This window comes from Micromonospora sp. WMMC241, assembly GCF_027460165.1.
GTDB classification, from domain to species: domain Bacteria; phylum Actinomycetota; class Actinomycetes; order Mycobacteriales; family Micromonosporaceae; genus Micromonospora; species Micromonospora humi.
Genome location: NZ_JAPZBF010000001.1, coordinates 4,160,136 through 4,178,965, shown reverse-complemented (window position 1 = coordinate 4,178,965; position 18,830 = coordinate 4,160,136). Strand labels below are relative to the sequence as shown.

Here is an 18,830-nt window from a genome sequence, read left to right as displayed (position 1 = left end):
CCGGCCCCACCAGGTAGTTCGCGCCGGACGGTCGAAAGGTTCAACGCGGCGCGGAACTCGTGCCCCGGGGGCCGCGTCGCCGACGGCGCGGATCGGGGCGACCGATACCATCGCAGGGGCCGGTCATCCGGCAGATCCGTACCGTCGACGACAGGAGTCACCGTGTCCGCACCCCGTATCCCCGTCGTGGCCGACCCCGTCGTCGTCGCCGCCGGGACCACGGCGGCCGACGCGGTGGCCGCGGCCGGCCTGCCCACGAGCGGGCCGAAGGCGGTCGTGGTGGTCCGCGACCCGCAGGGCAAGCTGCGCGACCTGGACTGGAAGCCGGCGGAGGAGACCTCGGTCGAGCCGGTGCCGCTGGACAGCCCGGCCGGCCTGGAGGTGCTGCGGCACTCCACCGCGCACGTGCTCGCGCAGGCCGTGCAGGACGTCTTCCCGGAGGCGAAGCTCGGCATCGGCCCGCCGATCGAGAACGGCTTCTACTACGACTTCGGCGTCGACAAGCCGTTCCAGCCGGAGGACCTGACGAAGCTCGAGAAGCGGATGCAGGAAATCGTCAAGTCCGGCCAGCGGTTCCGCCGGCGCCGCTTCTCCAGCCTGGACGAGGCCCGCGGGGAGCTGGCCGCCGAGCCGTTCAAGCTGGAGCTGATCGAGGTCAAGGGCGAAGGGCTGGACTCCTCCGAGGTGATGGAGGTGGGCGGCGGCGAGCTGACCATCTACGACAACCTCGCCGCGAACGAGGACAAGGTCTGCTGGTCCGACCTGTGCCGGGGCCCGCACCTGCCGAACACCCGGCTGATCGGCGCGTTCAAGCTGATGCGTTCCGCCGCCGCCTACTGGCGCGGGTCGGAGAAGAACCCGCAGCTCCAGCGGGTCTACGGCACCGCCTGGCCGACCCGGGACGAGCTCAAGGCGTACCTGAAGTTGTTGGAGGAGGCCGCCCGGCGCGACCACCGCAAGCTCGGCACGGACCTCGACCTGTTCAGCTTCCCCGACGAGATCGGCTCCGGCCTGCCCGTCTTCCACCCCAAGGGTGGCGTGCTCAAGCGGGTGATGGAGGACTACGTCCGCACCCGCCACATCGAGGAGGGCTTCCAGTACGTCGGGACGCCGCACATCTCCAAGGAGGGCCTCTTCCACACCTCGGGACACCTGCCCTACTACAAGGACACGATGTTCCCGCCGATGGAGATGGAGGGCAGCGACTACTACCTCAAGGCGATGAACTGCCCGATGCACAACCTGATCTACCGGTCGCGCGGGCGTTCCTACCGGCAGCTGCCGATCCGGTTGTTCGAATTCGGGTCGGTCTACCGGTACGAGAAGTCGGGCGTGATCCACGGCCTGACCCGGGTGCGGGGCTTCACCCAGGACGACTCGCACTCCTACTGCACCCGCGAGCAGGCGCCGGCGGAGATCAAGCACCTGCTGGGCTTCGTGCTCAGCCTGCTGCGTGACTTCGGCATCGACGACTTCTACCTGGAGCTGTCCACCCGCGACGACGCCCGGCCGGACAAGTTCGTCGGCACCGACTCCGACTGGGCGACCGCCACCGCCGTGCTGGAGGAGTGCGCCCGGGAAACCGGCCTGGACCTGGTGCCCGACCCGGGCGGCGCGGCGTTCTACGGCCCGAAGATCTCGGTGCAGGCCAAGGACGCCATCGGCCGCACCTGGCAGATGTCGACGATTCAATATGACTTCAACCAGCCGAAGGGCTTCGGCCTGGAATACCAGGCGGCCGACGGCACCCGGCAGCAGCCGGTGATGATCCACTGCGCCAAGTTCGGCTCGATCGAGCGGTTCATCGGCGTGCTCACCGAGCACTACGCGGGCGCGTTCCCGGCCTGGCTCGCGCCGGTGCAGGTGGTCGGCATCCCGATCCGCGACGAGCACGGCGACTACCTGGAGGAGTTCGCGGGCACGCTGCGCCGGCACGGCATCCGGGCCGAGGTCGACCTGGGTGACGACCGGATGCAGAAGAAGATCCGCAACGCCCAGCAGCAGAAGATCCCGTTCATGGTGATCGCCGGCGACGACGACGTGGCCGCGGGCACGGTCTCCTTCCGCTACCGGGACGGCTCGCAGCGCAACGGGGTGCCGCTGGCCGAGGCGGTCGCGCACGTCCGCGAGGTGGTCGAGTCGCGCACCAACAGCGGCCCCACCGCCGCCTGAGCCGCGGCGCGGTTCGGCGGCGGCGCGGCGCGGATCGTAGGATCGCCGGTGTGACAGGGGTGGAGCGGCACGCGGACAGTGGTCTGGCGGACGGGCTGGAACGGCTCTGGACGCCGCACCGGATGACCTACATATCCGGCGAGGACCGGCCCGAGGGCGGTTACGAGAAGCCGACCGGCTGCCCGTTCTGCCTGGCTCCCGGCCGCCCGGCGGAGGAGAGCCTGGTGGTCGCCCGCGGCGAGCACGTGTTCGCGGTGCTCAACCTCTATCCCTACAACCCCGGGCACCTGCTGGTCTGTCCCTACCGGCACGTGGCCGACTACACCGAGCTGGACGCGCCGGAGACGGCCGAGCTGGCCACGTTCACCAAGGACGCCATGCGGGTGGTCCGCCAGGTGTCCAGCGCGCACGGGTTCAACCTGGGCATGAACCAGGGCGGCGTGGCCGGCGCGGGCATCGCCGCGCACCTGCACCAGCACGTGGTGCCGCGCTGGGGTGGCGACGCCAACTTCATGCCGGTGATCGGCCGCACCAAGGTGCTGCCGCAACTGCTCACCGACACGCGTGACCTGTTCGCCAAGGTGTGGCCGGCCTGACTCAGCGCAGCCGGCCCCGGACCCGGGCGAGCCGGCGGCGGGCGCCGGTGGCGGTCCGCTGGGCGGCCGCGGCCCGGTCGGCGGCGAGTTCCGCGCGGACCGCGAGCTGACGCAGCCGCCGCTGCACCATCCGGTCACCGTGCCGGGCGATCCACAGGCACACCCCGGCCAGCGGCAGCTCGACCAGCGCCGCCAGCACGATCGACACCACCAGGTCGGGCCCGGGCGGCGTGGTGGTCACGTCGAACCAGGCGTCCACCGCGAGCATGGTCGCGGTGACGGCGGCGGCCAGCACCACCTGCCGGTTTCCCCGGTACGCGTGCCAGGCGGTCAGCCCGAGCAAGGCCACCAGGCCGAGGTCGAAGCCGACCCAGGCGGCCCGGTAGTGCACGGTCACCTGGTGCCGGGGCAGGGTGAACGCCAGGTATCCGATCCAGGGCAGGGTGAGCACGGCCAGCGCCACGAAGGTGGGCGCCACCCAGCGCGGCGCCGGGCTGACCCGTGCCGCCTCGTCGACCTGCTCCACCGACGTCTCCATCCGCGCCTCCCGGCCCCGGTGGTGCCCCCGCCGCCGGGCTCGGCAAACCCGACGGCCACCTTCCGACAGTACGATCTTGCGCATGGCCCTGCTGCATCGCGCGGAACTGCGCCCCTCGAAACTGGAGCTGCTCGCATCCTGGCTGCCGTCCCGATCCTGGTTCGCCGGGGAGCCCGGCGCGGCGGTGAGCCGGGTGGCGGCCTACCGCTTCGACGACCCGGACGGTGCGGTCGGCATGGAGACGCTGCTGGTGCGCTCCGGTGACGGCCCGGTGCTGCAGGTGCCGCTGACCTACCGGGGCGCCCCGCTGGCCGGCGCGGACCGGTTCCTGGTCGGCACCGTGGCGCACTCGGTGCTCGGCCGCCGCTGGGTGTACGACGCCGTCGGTGACCCGGTCTACCCGCCGGCGCTGGCCGCCGCGGTGCTGGCCGACGCCGGCCAGGCGCAGGAGTACTTCGAGGTCGACGGCGAGCGGCAGGTGCGGGAGCCGAGCATGACGCTGACGGGCAGCCGGACCGACCGGGCGCTGCCGGCCGGTCCGGCCGACGAGGTCGTCGACGGCGACCCGACGCTGATCCGGGCCGGCGGTGTCGAGCTGGCCGTGGTCCGCCGCCCCGTCGCGGCGATGCCGTCCGAGGTCGGGGCGACGTCGGCCGGCGCCCCGCCGGTGGGTGGCGGTCGCCGCGCGGGGACGGCGGATCTCCCGGAGGTGAGCCGGCTCACCGGCGCGTGGCCGGGGCAGGACGTCGAGGTGCTCCTGGCCTACGCCCGCTGAGGTCCGGGTGCTGCCGGCGCGGGTCGACCGAGGTGTCGGCGTGGCCGCATGTCGGCGTGTCGCCGGCCCGGCGGCACATCGCCGAGGAGCGACATGACCAATAGTCATAATTATGACTCTGCGGTATACCGCTCTTACCTCGACAGCCGGCCACCTCCATCACGGAGAGTGATGACAAAGGGTGGCGCGGGGTGACGAAACCGCCCACAGGTGCCGTGAAGGTGACAGGATTCGGCGATGGCAGTCAGCACGCGGCCGCTCGGTCGCAGCGGCATCGAGGTGAGCGCCCTCGGCATGGGGTGCTGGGCGATCGGCGGCCCGTGGGCCGAGGGCGCCCGCCCGCTCGGGTGGGGGGCGGTCGACGACGACGAGTCGGTGCGGGCGGTCCGCCGCGCCCTCGACCTCGGGGTCACGCTCTTCGACACCGCCGACACCTACGGAGCCGGGCACGGCGAGCGGGTGCTGGGGCGCGCCCTCGCGGGCCGACGCGACGAGGCGGTGGTCGCCACCAAGTGGGGCTACACGTTCGACGAGCGCAGCCGGCAGGCCACCGGGGAGAACGCCTCGCCGCAGTACCTGCGCCGCGCGGTGGTCGACTCGCTGCGCCGGCTGGACACCGACCGGATCGACCTCTACCAGTTGCACCTCGGCGACCTGCCGCTGCCCCGCGCCGAGGCGCTGATCGGCACGCTCGACGACCTGGTCGCCGACGGCCTGATCCGGGCGTACGGGTGGAGCACCGACCGGGCCGACCGGGCCGCCGCGTTCGCCCAGGTCGCCCGCGGCGCCGCCGCCGTGCAACACACCCTGTCGGTGCTCCGGGACGCCCCGGCCATGCTCGCCGCCTGCGACAAGCACGACCTGGCCAGCCTGGCCCGGGGCCCGCTCGGGATGGGGCTGCTCACCGGCAAGTACACGCCGGAGTCGACGCTGCCCCGCGACGACGTCCGCGGTCTCGGGCCGACCTGGCTGGAGTGGTTCCGCAGCGGCCGGCCGGCCCCGGAGTGGCTGCGCCGGGTGGCCGCCGTGCGGGGCGCGCTCACCGCCGACGGACGCATCCCGGCCCAGGGCGCGCTCGGCTGGATCTGGGCGCGCAGCGACCGGGCGGTGCCGATCCCCGGCGCCCGTACCGTCGCCCAGGTCGAGGAGAACGCCGCCGCGCTGGCCCGGGGGCCGCTCGCACCGGACCACTTCGCCGAGGTGGAGCGGCAACTCGCGGCCCTACGCTCGGCCGCGCGCCGCGACGCCGACCGCCCGCACTGGCCGATGACCCCGGTCCCCGCCGTCCGCCCCTGAGCGGTCAGGGATGGGTGGTGGCCTCCTTGCGGGCCTGGTCGGCCAGGTGTGCCGGCATCGGGTCGTGGCGGGCGAACACGCGGCGGAACGTGCCGGTGCCGGCGGTCATCGCGCGCAGCTCGACCGCGTACCGCAGCAGTTCGGTGGCGGGCACCTCGGCGCGCACCAGGGTGCGGCCCTCGGCCTCCGGGTCCGGCTCGGTGCCGAGGACCCGGCCGCGCCGGCCGGACAGGTCACCCATGATCGCGCCGACCGAGGAGTCGGCCACCCGGACGGTGATCTCGTCGACCGGCTCCAGCAGCGTCGGCTGCCCCTTCTCGGCGGCGTCGCGCAGCGCCAGCGCGCCCGCGGTCTGGAACGCGGCGTCGGACGAGTCGACGCTGTGCGCCTTGCCGTCGACGAGGGTGACCCGCAGGTCCACCACCGGGTGGCCGGCGACCAGGCCGCGTTCCATCTGCGCCCGGACGCCCTTCTCCACCGACGGGATGTAGTTGTGCGGGACGGCGCCGCCGACCACCCGGTCGACGAACTCGAAGCCGGCGCCGCGGGGCAGCGGCTCCACCTCGATGTCACAGACCGCGTACTGGCCGTGGCCGCCGGACTGCTTGACGTGCCGGCCGTGCCCGCGGGCGGTCGCGGTGAACGTCTCGCGCAGCGAAACCCGGACCGGCTCGGTGTCCAGCTCGACGCCGCCGCCGCGCAGCCGGTCGAGCACCACGTCGGCGTGCGCCTCGCCCATGCACCAGAGCACCAGCTGGTGGGTCTCCGGGTTGCGCTCCAGCCGCAGCGTCGGGTCGCCGGCGACCAGCCGGGACAGGTTGCGGGCCAGCGCGTCCTCGTCGGCCCGGCTGCGCGCCACGATCGCCACCGGCAGCAGCGGCTCCGGCATCTCCCAGGGCGCGATCAGCAGCGGGTCGTCCTTGGCGGAGATGGTGTCGCCGGTCTCCGCGCTGCCCGACTTGGTGACCGCGCAGAGGTCGCCGGCGACGCAGGCCGACACCTCGCGCAGCGTCGCGCCGAGCGGGCTGTAGATGTGCCCGACCCGTTCGTCGGCGTCGTGGTCGGGGTGGCCGCGCTCGGCCAGGCCGTGACCGGACACGTGGATCACCTGGTCGGGGCGGAGCGTGCCGGAGAAGACGCGGACCAGTGAGACGCGCCCGACGTGGCGGTCCACCGTCGTCTTGACCACCTCGGCGACCAGCGGACCGTCCGGGTCGCAGGCCAGCGGCGGGCGCGGCGAGCCGTCCAGGCCGGTGACCGCCGGCAGGTCGTGCTCCAGCGGCGACGGGAACGCCGCGACCAGGCCGTCCAGCAGCGCGTCCAGGCCGACCCCGGTCTCCGCGCACACCGGCACCACCGGATAGAAGTGGCCGCGGGCCACCGCCGTCTCCAGGTCGGTGACGAGCACCTCGGGGTCGATCTCCTCGCCGCCGAGGTAGCGGTCCATCAGGGTCTCGTCCTCGCTCTCCGCGATGATCCCCTCGATCAGCTCGTCGCGGCTCTCCCGGATCGCCGGCAGGTGCTGCGGGTCCGGCTCGCGCACCGCCGCCGGCAGCCCGGCGGAGTAGTCGAACACCCGGCGGGTGATCAGGCCCATCAGGCCGGCCACCGACTCACCGTCGTCGCCGAGCATGGGCAGGTAGAGCGGCAGCACGTTGTCGCCGAAGACGCGCTGGCAGAGCGCCACCGCCTCGTCGAAGTCGGCGCGCGGGTGGTCCAGCCGGGAGACCGCCACCGCGCGCGGCATGTCGACCGCGGCGCACTCCTCCCAGAGCGCGGCGGTGGCGGCGTCCATCCCGTCGACCGCCGAGACCACGAACAGCGCCGCGTCGGCGGCGCGGAGCCCGGCGCGCAGCTCGCCGACGAAGTCGCCGTAGCCGGGGGTGTCCAGCAGGTTGACCTTGACGTCGCGGTGGACCAGCGGGGCGCAGGCCAGGCTCACCGAGCGCTGCTGGCGCACGGCCGCCGGGTCGTGGTCGCAGACCGTGGTGCCCTCGGTGACGGACCCGGCCCGGCCGATCGTGCCGGCGGCCGCGAGCAGCGCCTCGACCAGGGTGGTCTTGCCGGCGCCGGAGTGCCCGACGAGCACCACGTTGCGAACCCTGCCGGGCTCGGTCACCACCGGCGCGCCGCCGGTGACACCCTTCTCGTTCTTCTGCGCCATCGCGGCGCACCTCCCTCAACCGGTGGTGGTGGCGACCGCCGCGGGCGACGGGGGAGCGGACCCCGGTGGGGCGCCGCGGCGATATCTTCCGGTGGACTCCTGCGGGACGGGCACGCCGACCGGTGTTCCGGTGAAGTGGCTCACCTCCCACGCTCGATCTCACACCCGCGCCGGTGCCGGCACAAGGCCCGCCGGGCGGGTCGTCCGCCCGGCTGTGTCCCCGGCCGCTGCCGGCCGTTATCGTGGGACCGCCATGGCGAAGATCTTCCAAGTGACGGCCCGCGCGGGCATGACCCGCGTCGTGGAGCCGATCGCGCGCGGCCTGCTCCGCGCGGGTGTGTCCCCCAACGCGGTCACCGTGACCGGCACGGTCGGCGTGCTCGTCGGCGCGCTCGGCTTCGGCGCGCGCGGCCACCTGGTCGCCGGCGCGGTGATCGTCACGCTCTTCGCGCTCACCGACCTGCTCGACGGCACGATGGCGCGGATGAGCGGCGGCTCCACCCGGTTCGGGGCGTTCCTCGACTCGAGCATGGACCGGGTCGCCGACAGCGCGGTGTTCGGCGCGGTCGCCTACTGGCTGGCCACCCAGCACCAGTATTCGGGGGTGGCCGCCGCGCTGCTCTGCCTGGCCGCCGGCGGGCTGGTCTCCTACGTCAAGGCGCGCGCCGAAGGGCTCGGCATGACCGCCAACGTGGGCGTCGCCGAGCGCACCGAACGGCTGCTCATCGTCGGCGTCGGCGGTGTGCTCACCGGCCTCGGCCTGGAGCGGGCCCTGGAGGTCGCGCTCTGGCTGCTCGCCGCCGTCTCGATCTTCACGGTGGGCCAGCGGATGGCCCACGTGTACCGGCAGGCCCAGCGGGTCGGCGCGGAGTGAACCTCACCGAGGCGGGCTTCGTCGCGGGCTGGCGCCTGGTCCGTGCGCTGCCCCGGCCCGTCGCGGCCGCGGCCTTCCGGGCGGGCGCCGACCGCGCCCACCGCAGGGACGGCGGGGGTACGCGTCGACTGCGCGCCAACCTGCGCCGGGTGGTCGGCCCGGACCTGCCCGAGGCGGAGCTGGACGCGCTGGTACGCGCCGGCCTGCGCTCGTACGCCCGCTACTGGATGGAGGCGTTCCGGCTGCCCGGCCTGAGCCGGGCGGAGATCCTCGCCGGGTTCCGCCTCGACGGCGCGGAGAAGCTCGCCGCGGACGTGGCGGCCGGGCGCGGCGCCGTGGTGGCACTGCCGCACGCCGGCAACTGGGACGCCGCCGGCGCCTGGGTGGCGGCCACCGGCTGGCCGATGACCACGGTGGCGGAGCGACTGCCGGACGGCGTGTACGAGCGGTTCGTCGGGTTCCGGGAAGGGCTGGGCATGGAGATCCTGCCCAACCGCGGCGGCCCGCGTCCCGCGTTCGACGTGCTGGTGGACCGGCTGCGCGCCGGTTACGTGGTGCCGCTGCTCGCCGACCGGGACCTCTCCGCCCGGGGCGTGGAGGTGGACTTCTTCGGTGGCCGGACCCGGATGCCGGCCGGCCCGGCGCTGCTGGCGCTGCGCACCGGCGCGCCGCTCTACGTGGCCTCGATGTGGTACGAGCCGGACGCCGCCTGCGCCTCGATCGAGGGCCCGCTGGCGTTGCCGGCGGAGGACAGCGCCCCGCTGGACGCCCGGGTTCGGGTGGTGACCCAGCGGATTGCCGACGGACTGGCGGCGGGCATCGCCCGGCATCCGCAAGACTGGCACATGTTGCAGCGGATGTGGCTGGACCAGGGGTCGGGCGGTGCGCCGGCGTCGGCGCAGCCGCCGACCACCACCGGGACGGTCTAGGGGGACGCCATGCGGATCGGCATCGTGTGCCCGTACTCCTTCGACGTCCCGGGCGGGGTGCAGAACCACGTCATGGACCTGGCCGAGGCGCTGCTCGGCCTCGGCCACGAGGTGAGCGTGCTGGCCCCGGCGGACGAGGACTCGGCGCTGCCGCCGTACGTGGTGTCGGCGGGGCGGGCGGTGCCGCTGCCCTACAACGGGTCGGTGGCCCGGATCGCGTTCGGCCCGGTGTCGACCGCCCGGGTGCGGCGGTGGATCAACCGCGGCGACTTCGACGTGCTGCACGTGCACGAGCCACTCACCCCGAGCCTGTCGATGCTCGCGGTGCTCTGCGCCCGGGGGCCGGTGGTGGCCACCTTCCACACCGCGATGACCCGCTCGCGGGTGCTCTCCGCGGCGCAGGGCGTGCTGCAGATCCTCCTGGAGCGGATCACCGCCCGGATCGCGGTCAGCGCGCTGGCCCGCAAGGTGCAGGTCGAGCACATGGACGGCGGCGCGGTGGAGATCCCGAACGGGGTGGCGGTGGCGAAGTTCGCCGGGGTGGCGCCGCTGCCCGACTGGCCGGGTGAGTGCGTCCCCGGCAGCGGCGGCACGCTGGGCTTCCTGGGCCGGTTCACCGAGCCGCGCAAGGGCTTCCCGATCCTGCGTGACGCGTTCGTCGCGCTCGCCCCGCACCGTCCCGGGCTGCGCCTGCTGGTGGCCGGCCCGGGCGACGCCGACGAGCTGTACGGCCGGTTCCCGGCCGACCTGCGCGACCGGGTCACCTTCCTCGGCCTGGTCTCCGAGTCGGACAAGGCGCGCATGCTACGCAGCGTGCACCTCTACGTCGCACCGAACACCGGCGGGGAGTCCTTCGGGATGATCCTCACCGAGGCGCTCGCCGCCGGGACCACCGTGGTCGCCAGCGACCTGGACGCGTTCCGCCGGGTGCTCGACGGCGGGCGGGCCGGGCGGCTCTTCCCCACCGGGGACGCGGTCGCGCTGCGCGCCACGCTGACCGAGCTGCTCGACGACGCCGGGCAGCGGGCCGGGCTGACCGCCGCCGGCGACCAGGTGGTGGCGAATTTCGACTGGCCCGTGGTTGCCCGCCGCGTTCTGGAGGTATACGCAGCCGCGATCGAGGCCACCGACGGCCGGGTCATGGACCAGGAGTGGGCGGGGCTGGGCTGACGGCGGTGGCCGGTGGGGCCGCTGTGACGAGCGCGTCGACCGGTGCCCGCGCCGGCCGGCCGGGATGAGGAGCAGCACTACGATGCCGGGCATGTGGTGGGTGGTGGGCACGGCCCTGGTGCTCGGGCTGGTCTCGGCGTACCTGATCTGGACCGCCGGCCGGGTGCAGCGGCTGCAGGTCCGCGCGGAGTCGGCGGCCCGCGCGCTCGACGCCCACCTGCTGCGCCGCGCGGCCGCCGCCGCGGTGCTGGCCGAGCAGCGGTACGGCGTGGAGCTGTACGCGGCGGCCCGGATCGCGCTGGACGCCGTCCCGGAGGAGCGCGAGGCGGCCGAGAACGACCTGACCCGCCAGTTGCGCGGGGTGCGGCTGGATCCGGACGATCCGGCCTGCGGAGCGGTGATCGCGGCCAGCCGGCGGCTGGCGCTGGCCCGGCAGGTGCACACCGACCTGGTGCGGGACGCCCGCTCGGCGCGCGGGCGGCCGGTGGTTCGCCTGTTCCGGATGGGGCGGGGGCTCGAGTGGCCCCGCTACTTCGACGTCGACGACCCGACGCTGACCCCGCGCGCGGACGTCACCACCGGCTGACGGCCCGGCCGGAGGCCGTGACGGCGGCCACAGGGCAGGCCACCGTGGGTGCGATTGGCTGTCGGAGCGGCGCGGCGGCGGCCGTAGCATTCCTGCGCAGCCACCCTGAACAGCACCGCGAGGAGCGACGACCGTGTCCGAATCCACCTCCCCGACCACCGATCCCGCCGTCGGCACCGCCCGCGTCAAGCGGGGCATGGCCGAGATGCTCAAGGGCGGCGTGATCATGGACGTGGTCACCCCCGAGCAGGCGAAGATCGCCGAGGACGCCGGCGCCGTGGCCGTGATGGCGCTGGAGCGGGTCCCGGCCGACATCCGCGCCCAGGGCGGCGTGTCCCGGATGAGCGACCCCGACATGATCGACGGCATCATCGCCGCCGTCTCGATCCCGGTGATGGCCAAGGCCCGCATCGGGCACTTCGTCGAGGCGCAGGTCCTCCAGGCGCTCGGCGTCGACTACGTCGACGAGTCCGAGGTGCTGACCCCGGCCGACTACGCCAACCACATCGACAAGTGGGCGTTCACCGTCCCGTTCGTGTGCGGCGCGACGAACCTGGGCGAGGCGCTGCGCCGGATCACCGAGGGCGCCGCCATGATCCGCTCGAAGGGCGAGGCGGGCACCGGGGACGTCTCGAACGCCACCACCCACATGCGGAAGATCCGGCAGGAGATCCGCCGGCTGGCGAACCTGCCGGCCGACGAGCTGTTCGTCGCGGCGAAGGAGTTGCAGGCCCCGTACGAGCTGGTCAAGGAGGTCGCCGAGCGCGGCAAGCTGCCGGTCGTGCTGTTCACCGCCGGCGGCATCGCCACCCCGGCGGACGCGGCCATGATGATGCAGCTCGGCGCCGAGGGCGTCTTCGTCGGCTCGGGCATCTTCAAGTCCGGCAACCCGGCGCAGCGGGCCGCCGCGATCGTCAAGGCGACCACCTTCCACGACGACCCGGACGTGCTGGCGAAGGTGTCGCGCGGCCTGGGCGAGGCGATGGTCGGCATCAACGTCGACGACATCCCCGTCCCGCACCGCCTCGCCGACCGCGGCTGGTGAGCATGTAAGGAAGGGCCCCTTCTTAACGCCTGCGGTCGAGAAGGGGCCCCGTCTTACACCTGTGAGAGGAGCGACGCGTGACCGTACCCGTGATCGGCGTGCTGGCGCTGCAGGGCGACGTACGCGAGCACGTCGCGGCGCTGACCGGCGCGGGCGCCGACGCCCGGCCGGTGCGCCGCCCGGGTGAGCTGGACGCGGTCGACGGCCTGGTGGTGCCCGGCGGCGAGTCGACCACGATCAGCAAGCTGGTGGACATCTTCGAGATGCGCGAGCCGATCGACAAGCGGATCGCCGGCGGCATGCCGGTCTACGGCTCCTGCGCCGGCATGATCATGCTGGCCACCGAGGTCCTGGACGGCCGCCCCGACCAGCGTGGCTTCGCCGGCATCGGCATGACCGTCCGGCGCAACGCGTTCGGCCGCCAGGTGGACTCGTTCGAGGCGCCGGTGTCGATCGCCGGGGTCGACGGAGACCCCTTCCACGCGGTGTTCATCCGCGCTCCGTGGGTCGAGCGGGTCGGCCCGGACGTCGAGGTGCTGGGCCGGGTGACCGACGGGCCGGCCGCCGGCCGGATCGTCGCGGTCCGCCAGGGCAACCTGCTGGCCACCTCCTTCCACCCGGAGCTGACCGGTGACCTGCGGCTGCACCGCCTCTTCGTGGACGTGGTCCGCGCCGCCCGCTGACCGGTCGCGGTCCGGCCGCGGTGACGGGTGTGACGCGCGGTGACCTCCGCTCGGTAGGATTGCCGGGTTCGGCTCCGGCGTGGGCTGTCGACGCAGGCGTGGATCACTAACGGAGGTACTCAGATGTCCGGCCACTCAAAGTGGGCGACCACCAAGCACAAGAAGGCCGTGATCGACGCCAAGCGCGGCAAGATGTTCGCCAAGCTGATCAAGAACGTCGAGGTGGCGGCCCGCACCGGCGGCGGCGACCCGGCCGGCAACCCCACCCTCTTCGACGCCATCCAGAAGGCGAAGAAGAACTCGGTCCCGAACGACAACATCGACCGCGCGGTCAAGCGGGGCTCAGGCCTGGAGGCCGGCGGCGCCGACTGGCAGACGATCATGTACGAGGGCTACGGCCCCAGCGGCGTTGCGATGCTGATCGAGTGCCTGACCGACAACCGCAACCGCGCCGCCACCGAGGTGCGCACCGCGCTGACCCGCAACGGCGGCTCGCTCGCCGACGCCGGCTCGGTGTCGTACATGTTCTCCCGCAAGGGCGTGGTGATCGTGCCGAAGGCCGGCACCAGCGAGGACGACGTGATGATGGCCGTCCTCGACGCCGGCGCGGAGGAGGTCAACGACCTCGACGAGGCGTTCGAGGTGATCTCCGAGCCGGGTGACCTGATCGCGGTGCGCACGGCGCTCCAGGACGCCGGGATCGAGTACGAGTCGGCCGAGTCCTCCCTGGTGCCCAGCGTGAACGTGCCGCTGGACGAGGAGGGCGCGCGCAAGATCTTCAAGCTGATCGACGTCCTGGAGGACTGCGACGACGTGCAGAACGTCTACGCCAACTTCGACGTCTCCGACGAGGTCATGGCCGCGGTCGGCTGACATTGCACGCCGGAACGAACGCCGGACACCCCCGACCGGGTGTCCGGCGTTCGCCGTCTCCCGCAGGCGACCCGCCGATCGTGGCGGTGAGTACACGGTCGCGTGGTGGGTCAGACGCCGGTGCGGCCGTCGACGAGCTCCCGGACCACGTCGAGGTGGCCGTTGTTGCGGGACGTCTCCTCGATGAGGTGCAGGAGCACCCACCTGAGGTTCACGTGGCCGCCGTCGCGGACCGGACGTCGGGCCCTGGCCTCCAGGTCGTGGTCTGCCACGAGGCGGTGGTGGCGCGCGCTCTGCTCGGCGTACTCGGCGAGGAGCTGGGGCAGCGGGATGTCGACAGCGATCCGCATCTCCCGGTCGGGATCGTCGTCGGTCGCCTCGGCGAGCGGCCCGGCGAGTTCCTCGCCCAGGAACACCACCCGGAACCAGTAGTCCTCGACCCAGCGCAGGTGACTGACCAGCCCGCACATCGTCATCAGCGGTGAGCCCGGGAGCGGGGCCCGGCGGGCGTCGTCGGGGGAGACGCCCTCGCACTTGGCCCGCACGGTGTCCCGGGCATAGTCGAGGAAGGTGACCAGCTGGGCGCGCTCGTCCCAGGTGGGAGGCGTGTCGGTTCGTGTCGTCATCGCGAGGAGTTTTCCGCAGCTCGGAATCGGTGTCGACCGGATTCACGCCGGGCCGTACCCTGCCCGGGTGCTCGTACCCGATCTGCCGCTGCGCACCGACCGCCTGTTGCTGCGCGCCTTCACCGCCGGCGACCTCGCCGTGGTCCGCGACTACCGGGGCCGCCCGGAGGTCACCCGGTTCCTCTACCACCAGCCCTACGACGACGCCGCCGCCCGGGCGGCGGTCGACCGGCTGGTCCGACGCACCGCGTTGCGCGCTCCGGGCGACGTGCTCAACCTGGCCGTGACGCTGGCGGACACCGGCGAGTTCGTCGGCGACGTGCTGCTGACCTGGACCAGCGCGGAGCACCGGCAGGGCGAGATCGGCTACGTCGCGCATCCGGACCACACCGGGCACGGCTACGTCACCGAGGCGGCCCGGGAGCTGCTGCGGCTGGGCTTCGACGGGTTGGGCCTGCACCGGATCGTGGGCCGGTTGGACGCCCGCAACGTCGCCTCGGCCCGGGTGCTGGAACGGCTCGGCATGCGCCGCGAGGCGCACCTGCGGGAGAACGAGTTCGTCAAGGGCGAGTGGACCGACGAGGCCGTTTACGCCGTGCTGGCGCGGGAGTGGCGGGCGGCGGCCTGAACGCCGCCGGACCCGGGGGAAGCCGGGCCGGCGACGGACGTCACCGGCGGGCGAGCTGTCCGCGCACGCGGGCCCGCAGCCGGGGGGAGACCACGAAGGGCAGGACGGCCAGCAGGAGTATTACCAGGCCGGCGAGGAGGAGCGCCCATCGGGGGTACCGGTCCGCGCTGGCCGGGTCGCCCCAGGCGTTCCGGCTGTCGGGGAACGTCAGGGTGCCGCTCACCTCCCGGTGCAGTAGGCCGCTCTCCAGGCGTAGTCGCACCCGCCAGGGGCCGTTCGGAAGCTGCCGGTCCAGGGGGACCTCCACCTGGGCCGTGCCCCCGATCGGCACGGTGGTGCCGAGCCGGGCCGGGAACGGCCCGGCGGAGAGGCCGCCCGGCCCGTCCGACAGCCAGAGTTTCCCGACCATGTCGAGGGCCCGCTCACCGGTGTTCTGGACGGCGGCGCGGACCACCGGAGCGCCGGTGTCGGTACGGCCGGGGAGAAGCTCACCGATGGTGAAGTCGGAGGGCGGGTCGCCGCCCGGCCCGACGTCCAGGTAGAGCCGGATGCCCACCCGGTGGACCTGTTCGACGCTCTGCCCCGACCCGTCGGTCTGCCGCGAGCCGACCGAGGCCCAGATCGCGCCGTATCGCTCACCGCGCGTGGCGTGCGGCGGGACGGCGACCGTGGCGCGCAGCTCGGTGGTGCTGTCCGGCGGGGCGAGGAAGGCCGTCCGGTTCACCGTCACCCACTCGGGCAGCTCGTTGGCGTGCGGGTCGCCGGAGGGGACGAACTCGTTCTTCCTGATCTCGGCCGGTCCGACCGAGAGGGTGATCCGTTGCGGTCTGCGGGACGTGTTGGTCACCGCGAACCGTCGGGTCATCCGGGCGCCGGGGTTCAGGTGGTCGATGATGTAGATGGTCGCGCGCGGGTCGCCCTTGCGGCCCAGGGTCGCTTCCAGGAGTTGGACGCCGATGCTGCCGCCGGTGTCCCCGCGGCCGTCGGCCGAGGCGGGGACACCGGCGACGGCGCCGGACAGGACGGCGAGCGCCGCGAGCGCCGCCACCGCACCGTGGGTTCGTACCGTCATGCGCTCAGGCGACGATGTGGGAGATGGTGCCGGTGTATGTGCCGACGGTCGCGCTCAGCGGGATCTGTACGGAGAGCGACGGGTCCCAGGTCGCCGAGTTGGCCCCGACGCCGAGGGTGTGGGTGAACGCCGTCGGTGTGGTGCTGACGGCATCTCCATCCGCTGGCGGCGGTGCCGTGCAGGGGCTGGGCTGGCCGGGCGTGAAGGTACCCACGCCGCTGACGCTCGTGGCGTCGCCCGAGCAGTAGTAGACGTCGGTGGTCGGGATGGCCGGGCTTGCGCCGCTGTGGGTGAAGGCGGTGCCCGTCACCGTGACGACCCAGTTGTCGGTGCCACTGGCGCGCGTGTCGTTCACCGTGACGCTGCCGAGCGGGCCGAAGGCCCACCGGGTCTGCGGGGTGCCGGAGGGCGCCTGGGTGGTCAGGCTGGCGGTTTCCGGCACCGTGATGGTCAGCGTGCCGGCGGTGATGTCGAACGTGACGGTGGTGGGGCAGGGGGTGGGCGTCGTACAGGTGTTGACGGCGTAGGCCGGCGCCGCGCCGACGAGTGCGGCGGCCACGGCGGCCACGGCCACCACCGCCGTCGTGGTCAGTTGTCGTTTCATGCAGGTGATACCTCCCGTTGTTGGAACCCTCGTTCCGTGCAGGAGGTTAGGTCGGTTTTCGGGGGCTTTGATGCTCGATGCGTTTTTTGACTAGCCTCAGACCGCCGAGTGGATGACCGTGCCCGTGTAGTGGCCGGCTACCGCGGCGGAGGGCGTGGCGATGACGAGCGACGGATTCCAGGCCACGTTGCTGAGGAAGAGCAGGTTCAGGTCGGCGCGGAACGCCACCCGCGAGACGTCCAGGGTGACCGCGTCCGCGGCGGTGCGCTGCCCCGGGTGCACCGCGAGCGTGCCGATGGCCAGCGTCGCCGGCCCGGACCAGTAGCTCACGTGGCCGGCGTCGATCGTCCTCGTCGGATCCCCGGCCCCGGTCTTGAAGGAGGTGGCGGTGACCGAGGTGGTCCAACTTCCGCCGAGCAGGCGGTCGTCGTCGACCTGCACGGTGCCGAGGTGGCCGGTGAGCGTCCCGCCCGGGGTGGTCGCGCCGAAGGAGACCGGCCCGGTCGGCACCGTGATGGAGAGCCCGGTCTGCAACGGACCTACGGGCGACGCGGCCCGGACCGGCGAGGGGGCGGCGGTGAGGGTGGTCGCCAGGACCGTCGCGAGCAGGCCGGCGCGACAGGGACGGTGGACGGTTGGCATCGGCATCACCGGAAGTCGTCGGAAGAATTTCGGCATAACGTAGCGGACCAGGGCAATAAGCTCCGGCATCTTCACGTTGCCGGCGGTGCGCGGTCCCGGTCCGGCACCCCCGTGTGCGCCGGACCGGGACCGGGTCTCATCGGGCCGCGCGGCGGGCCTTGACCACGCTGTCGACCACGTCCCAGACCGCGATGACCACGGTCACCACCACGGCGATGCGGGCGACGTCGTCCGCGCCGCCCTCGCGCAGCCAGGCGAACCGGTCGACCAGCTCCGGGTTGAGCAGCCGGTCGGTGAGCAGCAGCCAGACCACCGGTGCGGCGAACGCCAGGTTGAGCAGCGCGTTGACCGCCACCAGCGGCCAGGTCCACCGCCGCGCCCGGTACTTCGCGACCTCCAGGCCGATGGTGGCGACCAGTACCCCGATCAGGGCCGGGAGCCAGAAGCTCCACAGTGCCGGGTCGAGCACCGGCAGCCGGGAGCCGTCGTCGGTGGACCAGCGCTGGAAGTGCTGCCCGACGATGACCGCGATCGTGCCGAGCAGGAAGACGACGGAGGGGATGCAGTCGCCCTGGCCGATCTGCCGGTCGCCGGTCTCCTCGGGGAGCTGGTCGACGGTCCACTCGGGCAGGCCCAGCGGCGCCTGGGCGCGTTCCAGGATGGCGAAGCTCAGCGTGACCCAGAACGCGATCTGTACGGCGGTCTGGATGGCGGCCGAGATCGCCACGCCGACCGCCCCGCCGGGCTCGTCACCGAGGGTGGCCTTGACGACGCCGGCGATCACCCCCACGAGCGCCGGGATCCAGGTGAGCAGCATCCGCAGCACCCGCCACCAGACCAGGTAGTAACGCGGGCCGATGAGCTGGAGCGTGCGGTCGCTGTAGCGGGCGGCGAGCTGCTCGGGGCGGCCCATCTCGGTGAGGACCTCGCGCTCGGCCGCGGCGTGGTCCTGCCCGCCGGCGGTCCGATCGTCGATCATGTCGGCGATGGAGGCGCGCAGTTCCTCGGCCAGCTCGGTGCGGCGCGGCGCCGGCACGGTCCGCAGGGTGGCCGCCACGTAGCGGTCGGTCAGGGAACTCATCGTCCCGCTCCTTCGATCAGCTGGGTGATGGACGCTTGCACCGCGGACAGGTCGTCGAGCAGGCGGGTCAGGATCGTCTCGCCGTCGGCGCTGGTGCGGTAGAACTTGCGCGGCCGGCTCTCGTCGGTGTTCCACTCGCTGGTCAGCAGCCCTTGGTCCTCGAGGCGGCGCAGCAGCGGGTAGAGCGTGTTGGCGTCGACCGCGAAGCCGTGCGCGGCCAACCGTTGCAGCAGGGCGTAGCCGTAGTCGGGGCGGCGGAGCGCCACCAGGCTGGCGACGACGATCGTGCCGCGCCGCAGCTCCTGGAGATGGGTCCGGAGAACCTCGTCGCTGACCATGCGACACACGATAGTGTGTGCCACACACCATTGCAACCCAGTACAGCATCGTGCGGCACGCACCAGGCTTCCGGAGAGACGCGGGCCACCCCCGGCGCGGACGGTGGAGCCGGCGAGATCACCTCGGTAGGGTGGGTC

At 73.2% G+C, this 18,830-nt stretch carries 20 protein-coding genes; 12 read left to right on the top strand and 8 right to left on the bottom strand.

Annotation, left to right across the window (positions count from 1 at the left end; all coding sequences use genetic code 11):
• Positions 1-162 precede the first annotated feature (162 nt).
• Positions 163-2,172, top strand: coding sequence for a threonine--tRNA ligase (gene thrS / locus O7598_RS18750; protein WP_269692619.1), 2,010 nt, complete (start codon positions 163-165; stop codon positions 2,170-2,172).
• 50 nt (positions 2,173-2,222) lie between these two features.
• A complete protein-coding gene (locus O7598_RS18745) occupies positions 2,223-2,768 on the top strand; it encodes an HIT family protein (RefSeq protein WP_269692618.1) in 546 nt (181 codons plus the stop codon).
• A 1-nt stretch (position 2,769) separates the two neighbouring features.
• On the opposite strand, the gene O7598_RS18740 is transcribed toward O7598_RS18745, so the two are convergent.
• On the bottom strand, positions 2,770-3,306 hold the full coding sequence (locus O7598_RS18740) for a hypothetical protein (RefSeq protein WP_269692617.1): 537 nt from the start codon (positions 3,304-3,306) through the stop codon (positions 2,770-2,772).
• Positions 3,307-3,388: 82 nt separating this feature from the next.
• On the opposite strand from O7598_RS18740, the gene O7598_RS18735 reads away from it, so the two are divergent.
• Together O7598_RS18735 and O7598_RS18730 are read left to right on the top strand one after the other, a co-directional pair.
• Positions 3,389-4,081: a CG0192-related protein gene (locus tag O7598_RS18735; RefSeq protein ID WP_269692616.1), complete on the top strand. Its 693-nt coding sequence runs from the start codon at positions 3,389-3,391 to the stop codon at positions 4,079-4,081.
• A 237-nt stretch (positions 4,082-4,318) separates the two neighbouring features.
• The gene (locus O7598_RS18730; protein WP_269692615.1) at positions 4,319-5,377 is read left to right on the top strand and encodes an aldo/keto reductase; all 1,059 of its coding nucleotides are present in this window, start codon (positions 4,319-4,321) and stop codon (positions 5,375-5,377) included.
• A 4-nt stretch (positions 5,378-5,381) separates the two neighbouring features.
• Here the strand turns inward: O7598_RS18730 and O7598_RS18725 are convergent, their stop codons facing one another.
• Positions 5,382-7,541: an elongation factor G-like protein EF-G2 gene (locus O7598_RS18725; RefSeq protein WP_269692614.1), complete on the bottom strand. Its 2,160-nt coding sequence runs from the start codon at positions 7,539-7,541 to the stop codon at positions 5,382-5,384.
• A gap of 253 nt (positions 7,542-7,794) precedes the next feature.
• On the opposite strand from O7598_RS18725, the gene pgsA reads away from it, so the two are divergent.
• The 7 genes from pgsA (at position 7,795) to O7598_RS18690 (ending at position 13,701) form a co-directional block, all read left to right on the top strand.
• On the top strand, positions 7,795-8,415 hold the full coding sequence (pgsA, locus tag O7598_RS18720) for a phosphatidylinositol phosphate synthase (protein WP_269692613.1): 621 nt from the start codon (positions 7,795-7,797) through the stop codon (positions 8,413-8,415).
• Positions 8,412-9,344 carry a phosphatidylinositol mannoside acyltransferase gene (locus O7598_RS18715; protein WP_269692612.1) on the top strand — a complete coding sequence of 311 codons (933 nt, stop codon included), beginning with the start codon at positions 8,412-8,414 and terminating at the stop codon, positions 9,342-9,344. The genes pgsA and O7598_RS18715 overlap by 4 nt, the downstream gene beginning before the upstream one ends.
• 9 nt (positions 9,345-9,353) lie before the next feature.
• Positions 9,354-10,514 (top strand): glycosyltransferase family 4 protein, encoded by a 1,161-nt coding sequence (locus tag O7598_RS18710; RefSeq protein ID WP_269692611.1) that lies wholly within the window; start codon positions 9,354-9,356, stop codon positions 10,512-10,514.
• 82 nt (positions 10,515-10,596) lie between these two features.
• A complete protein-coding gene (locus O7598_RS18705; protein ID WP_269692610.1) occupies positions 10,597-11,100 on the top strand; it encodes a hypothetical protein in 504 nt (167 codons plus the stop codon).
• Positions 11,101-11,233: 133 nt separating this feature from the next.
• Complete coding sequence (gene pdxS, locus O7598_RS18700; protein ID WP_269692609.1) at positions 11,234-12,145, top strand: pyridoxal 5'-phosphate synthase lyase subunit PdxS; 912 nt, start codon at positions 11,234-11,236, stop codon at positions 12,143-12,145.
• A gap of 77 nt (positions 12,146-12,222) precedes the next feature.
• On the top strand, positions 12,223-12,828 hold the full coding sequence (gene pdxT / locus O7598_RS18695) for a pyridoxal 5'-phosphate synthase glutaminase subunit PdxT (RefSeq protein WP_269692608.1): 606 nt from the start codon (positions 12,223-12,225) through the stop codon (positions 12,826-12,828).
• A 123-nt stretch (positions 12,829-12,951) separates the two neighbouring features.
• On the top strand, positions 12,952-13,701 hold the full coding sequence (locus O7598_RS18690) for a YebC/PmpR family DNA-binding transcriptional regulator (protein ID WP_091067368.1): 750 nt from the start codon (positions 12,952-12,954) through the stop codon (positions 13,699-13,701).
• Between the two features lie 110 nt (positions 13,702-13,811).
• Here O7598_RS18690 and O7598_RS18685 read toward each other — a convergent pair whose 3' ends face one another.
• Positions 13,812-14,327, bottom strand: coding sequence for a DinB family protein (locus O7598_RS18685; RefSeq protein ID WP_269692607.1), 516 nt, complete (start codon positions 14,325-14,327; stop codon positions 13,812-13,814).
• Positions 14,328-14,394: 67 nt separating this feature from the next.
• On the opposite strand from O7598_RS18685, the gene O7598_RS18680 reads away from it, so the two are divergent.
• A complete protein-coding gene (locus O7598_RS18680) occupies positions 14,395-14,955 on the top strand; it encodes a GNAT family N-acetyltransferase (protein WP_269692606.1) in 561 nt (186 codons plus the stop codon).
• Positions 14,956-14,995: 40 nt separating this feature from the next.
• Here the strand turns inward: O7598_RS18680 and O7598_RS18675 are convergent, their stop codons facing one another.
• The 5 genes from O7598_RS18675 to O7598_RS18655 form a co-directional block, all read right to left on the bottom strand.
• Complete coding sequence (locus O7598_RS18675; RefSeq protein WP_269692605.1) at positions 14,996-16,027, bottom strand: hypothetical protein; 1,032 nt, start codon at positions 16,025-16,027, stop codon at positions 14,996-14,998.
• Positions 16,028-16,031: 4 nt separating this feature from the next.
• A complete protein-coding gene (locus O7598_RS18670; protein ID WP_269692604.1) occupies positions 16,032-16,631 on the bottom strand; it encodes a hypothetical protein in 600 nt (199 codons plus the stop codon).
• 96 nt (positions 16,632-16,727) lie between these two features.
• Complete coding sequence (locus O7598_RS18665; protein WP_269692603.1) at positions 16,728-17,273, bottom strand: hypothetical protein; 546 nt, start codon at positions 17,271-17,273, stop codon at positions 16,728-16,730.
• Positions 17,274-17,409: 136 nt separating this feature from the next.
• A complete protein-coding gene (locus tag O7598_RS18660; protein ID WP_269692602.1) occupies positions 17,410-18,354 on the bottom strand; it encodes a permease prefix domain 1-containing protein in 945 nt (314 codons plus the stop codon).
• A complete protein-coding gene (locus tag O7598_RS18655; protein ID WP_269692601.1) occupies positions 18,351-18,692 on the bottom strand; it encodes a PadR family transcriptional regulator in 342 nt (113 codons plus the stop codon). Before O7598_RS18655 ends, O7598_RS18660 begins: the two co-directional genes overlap by 4 nt.
• Positions 18,693-18,830 lie beyond the last annotated feature (138 nt).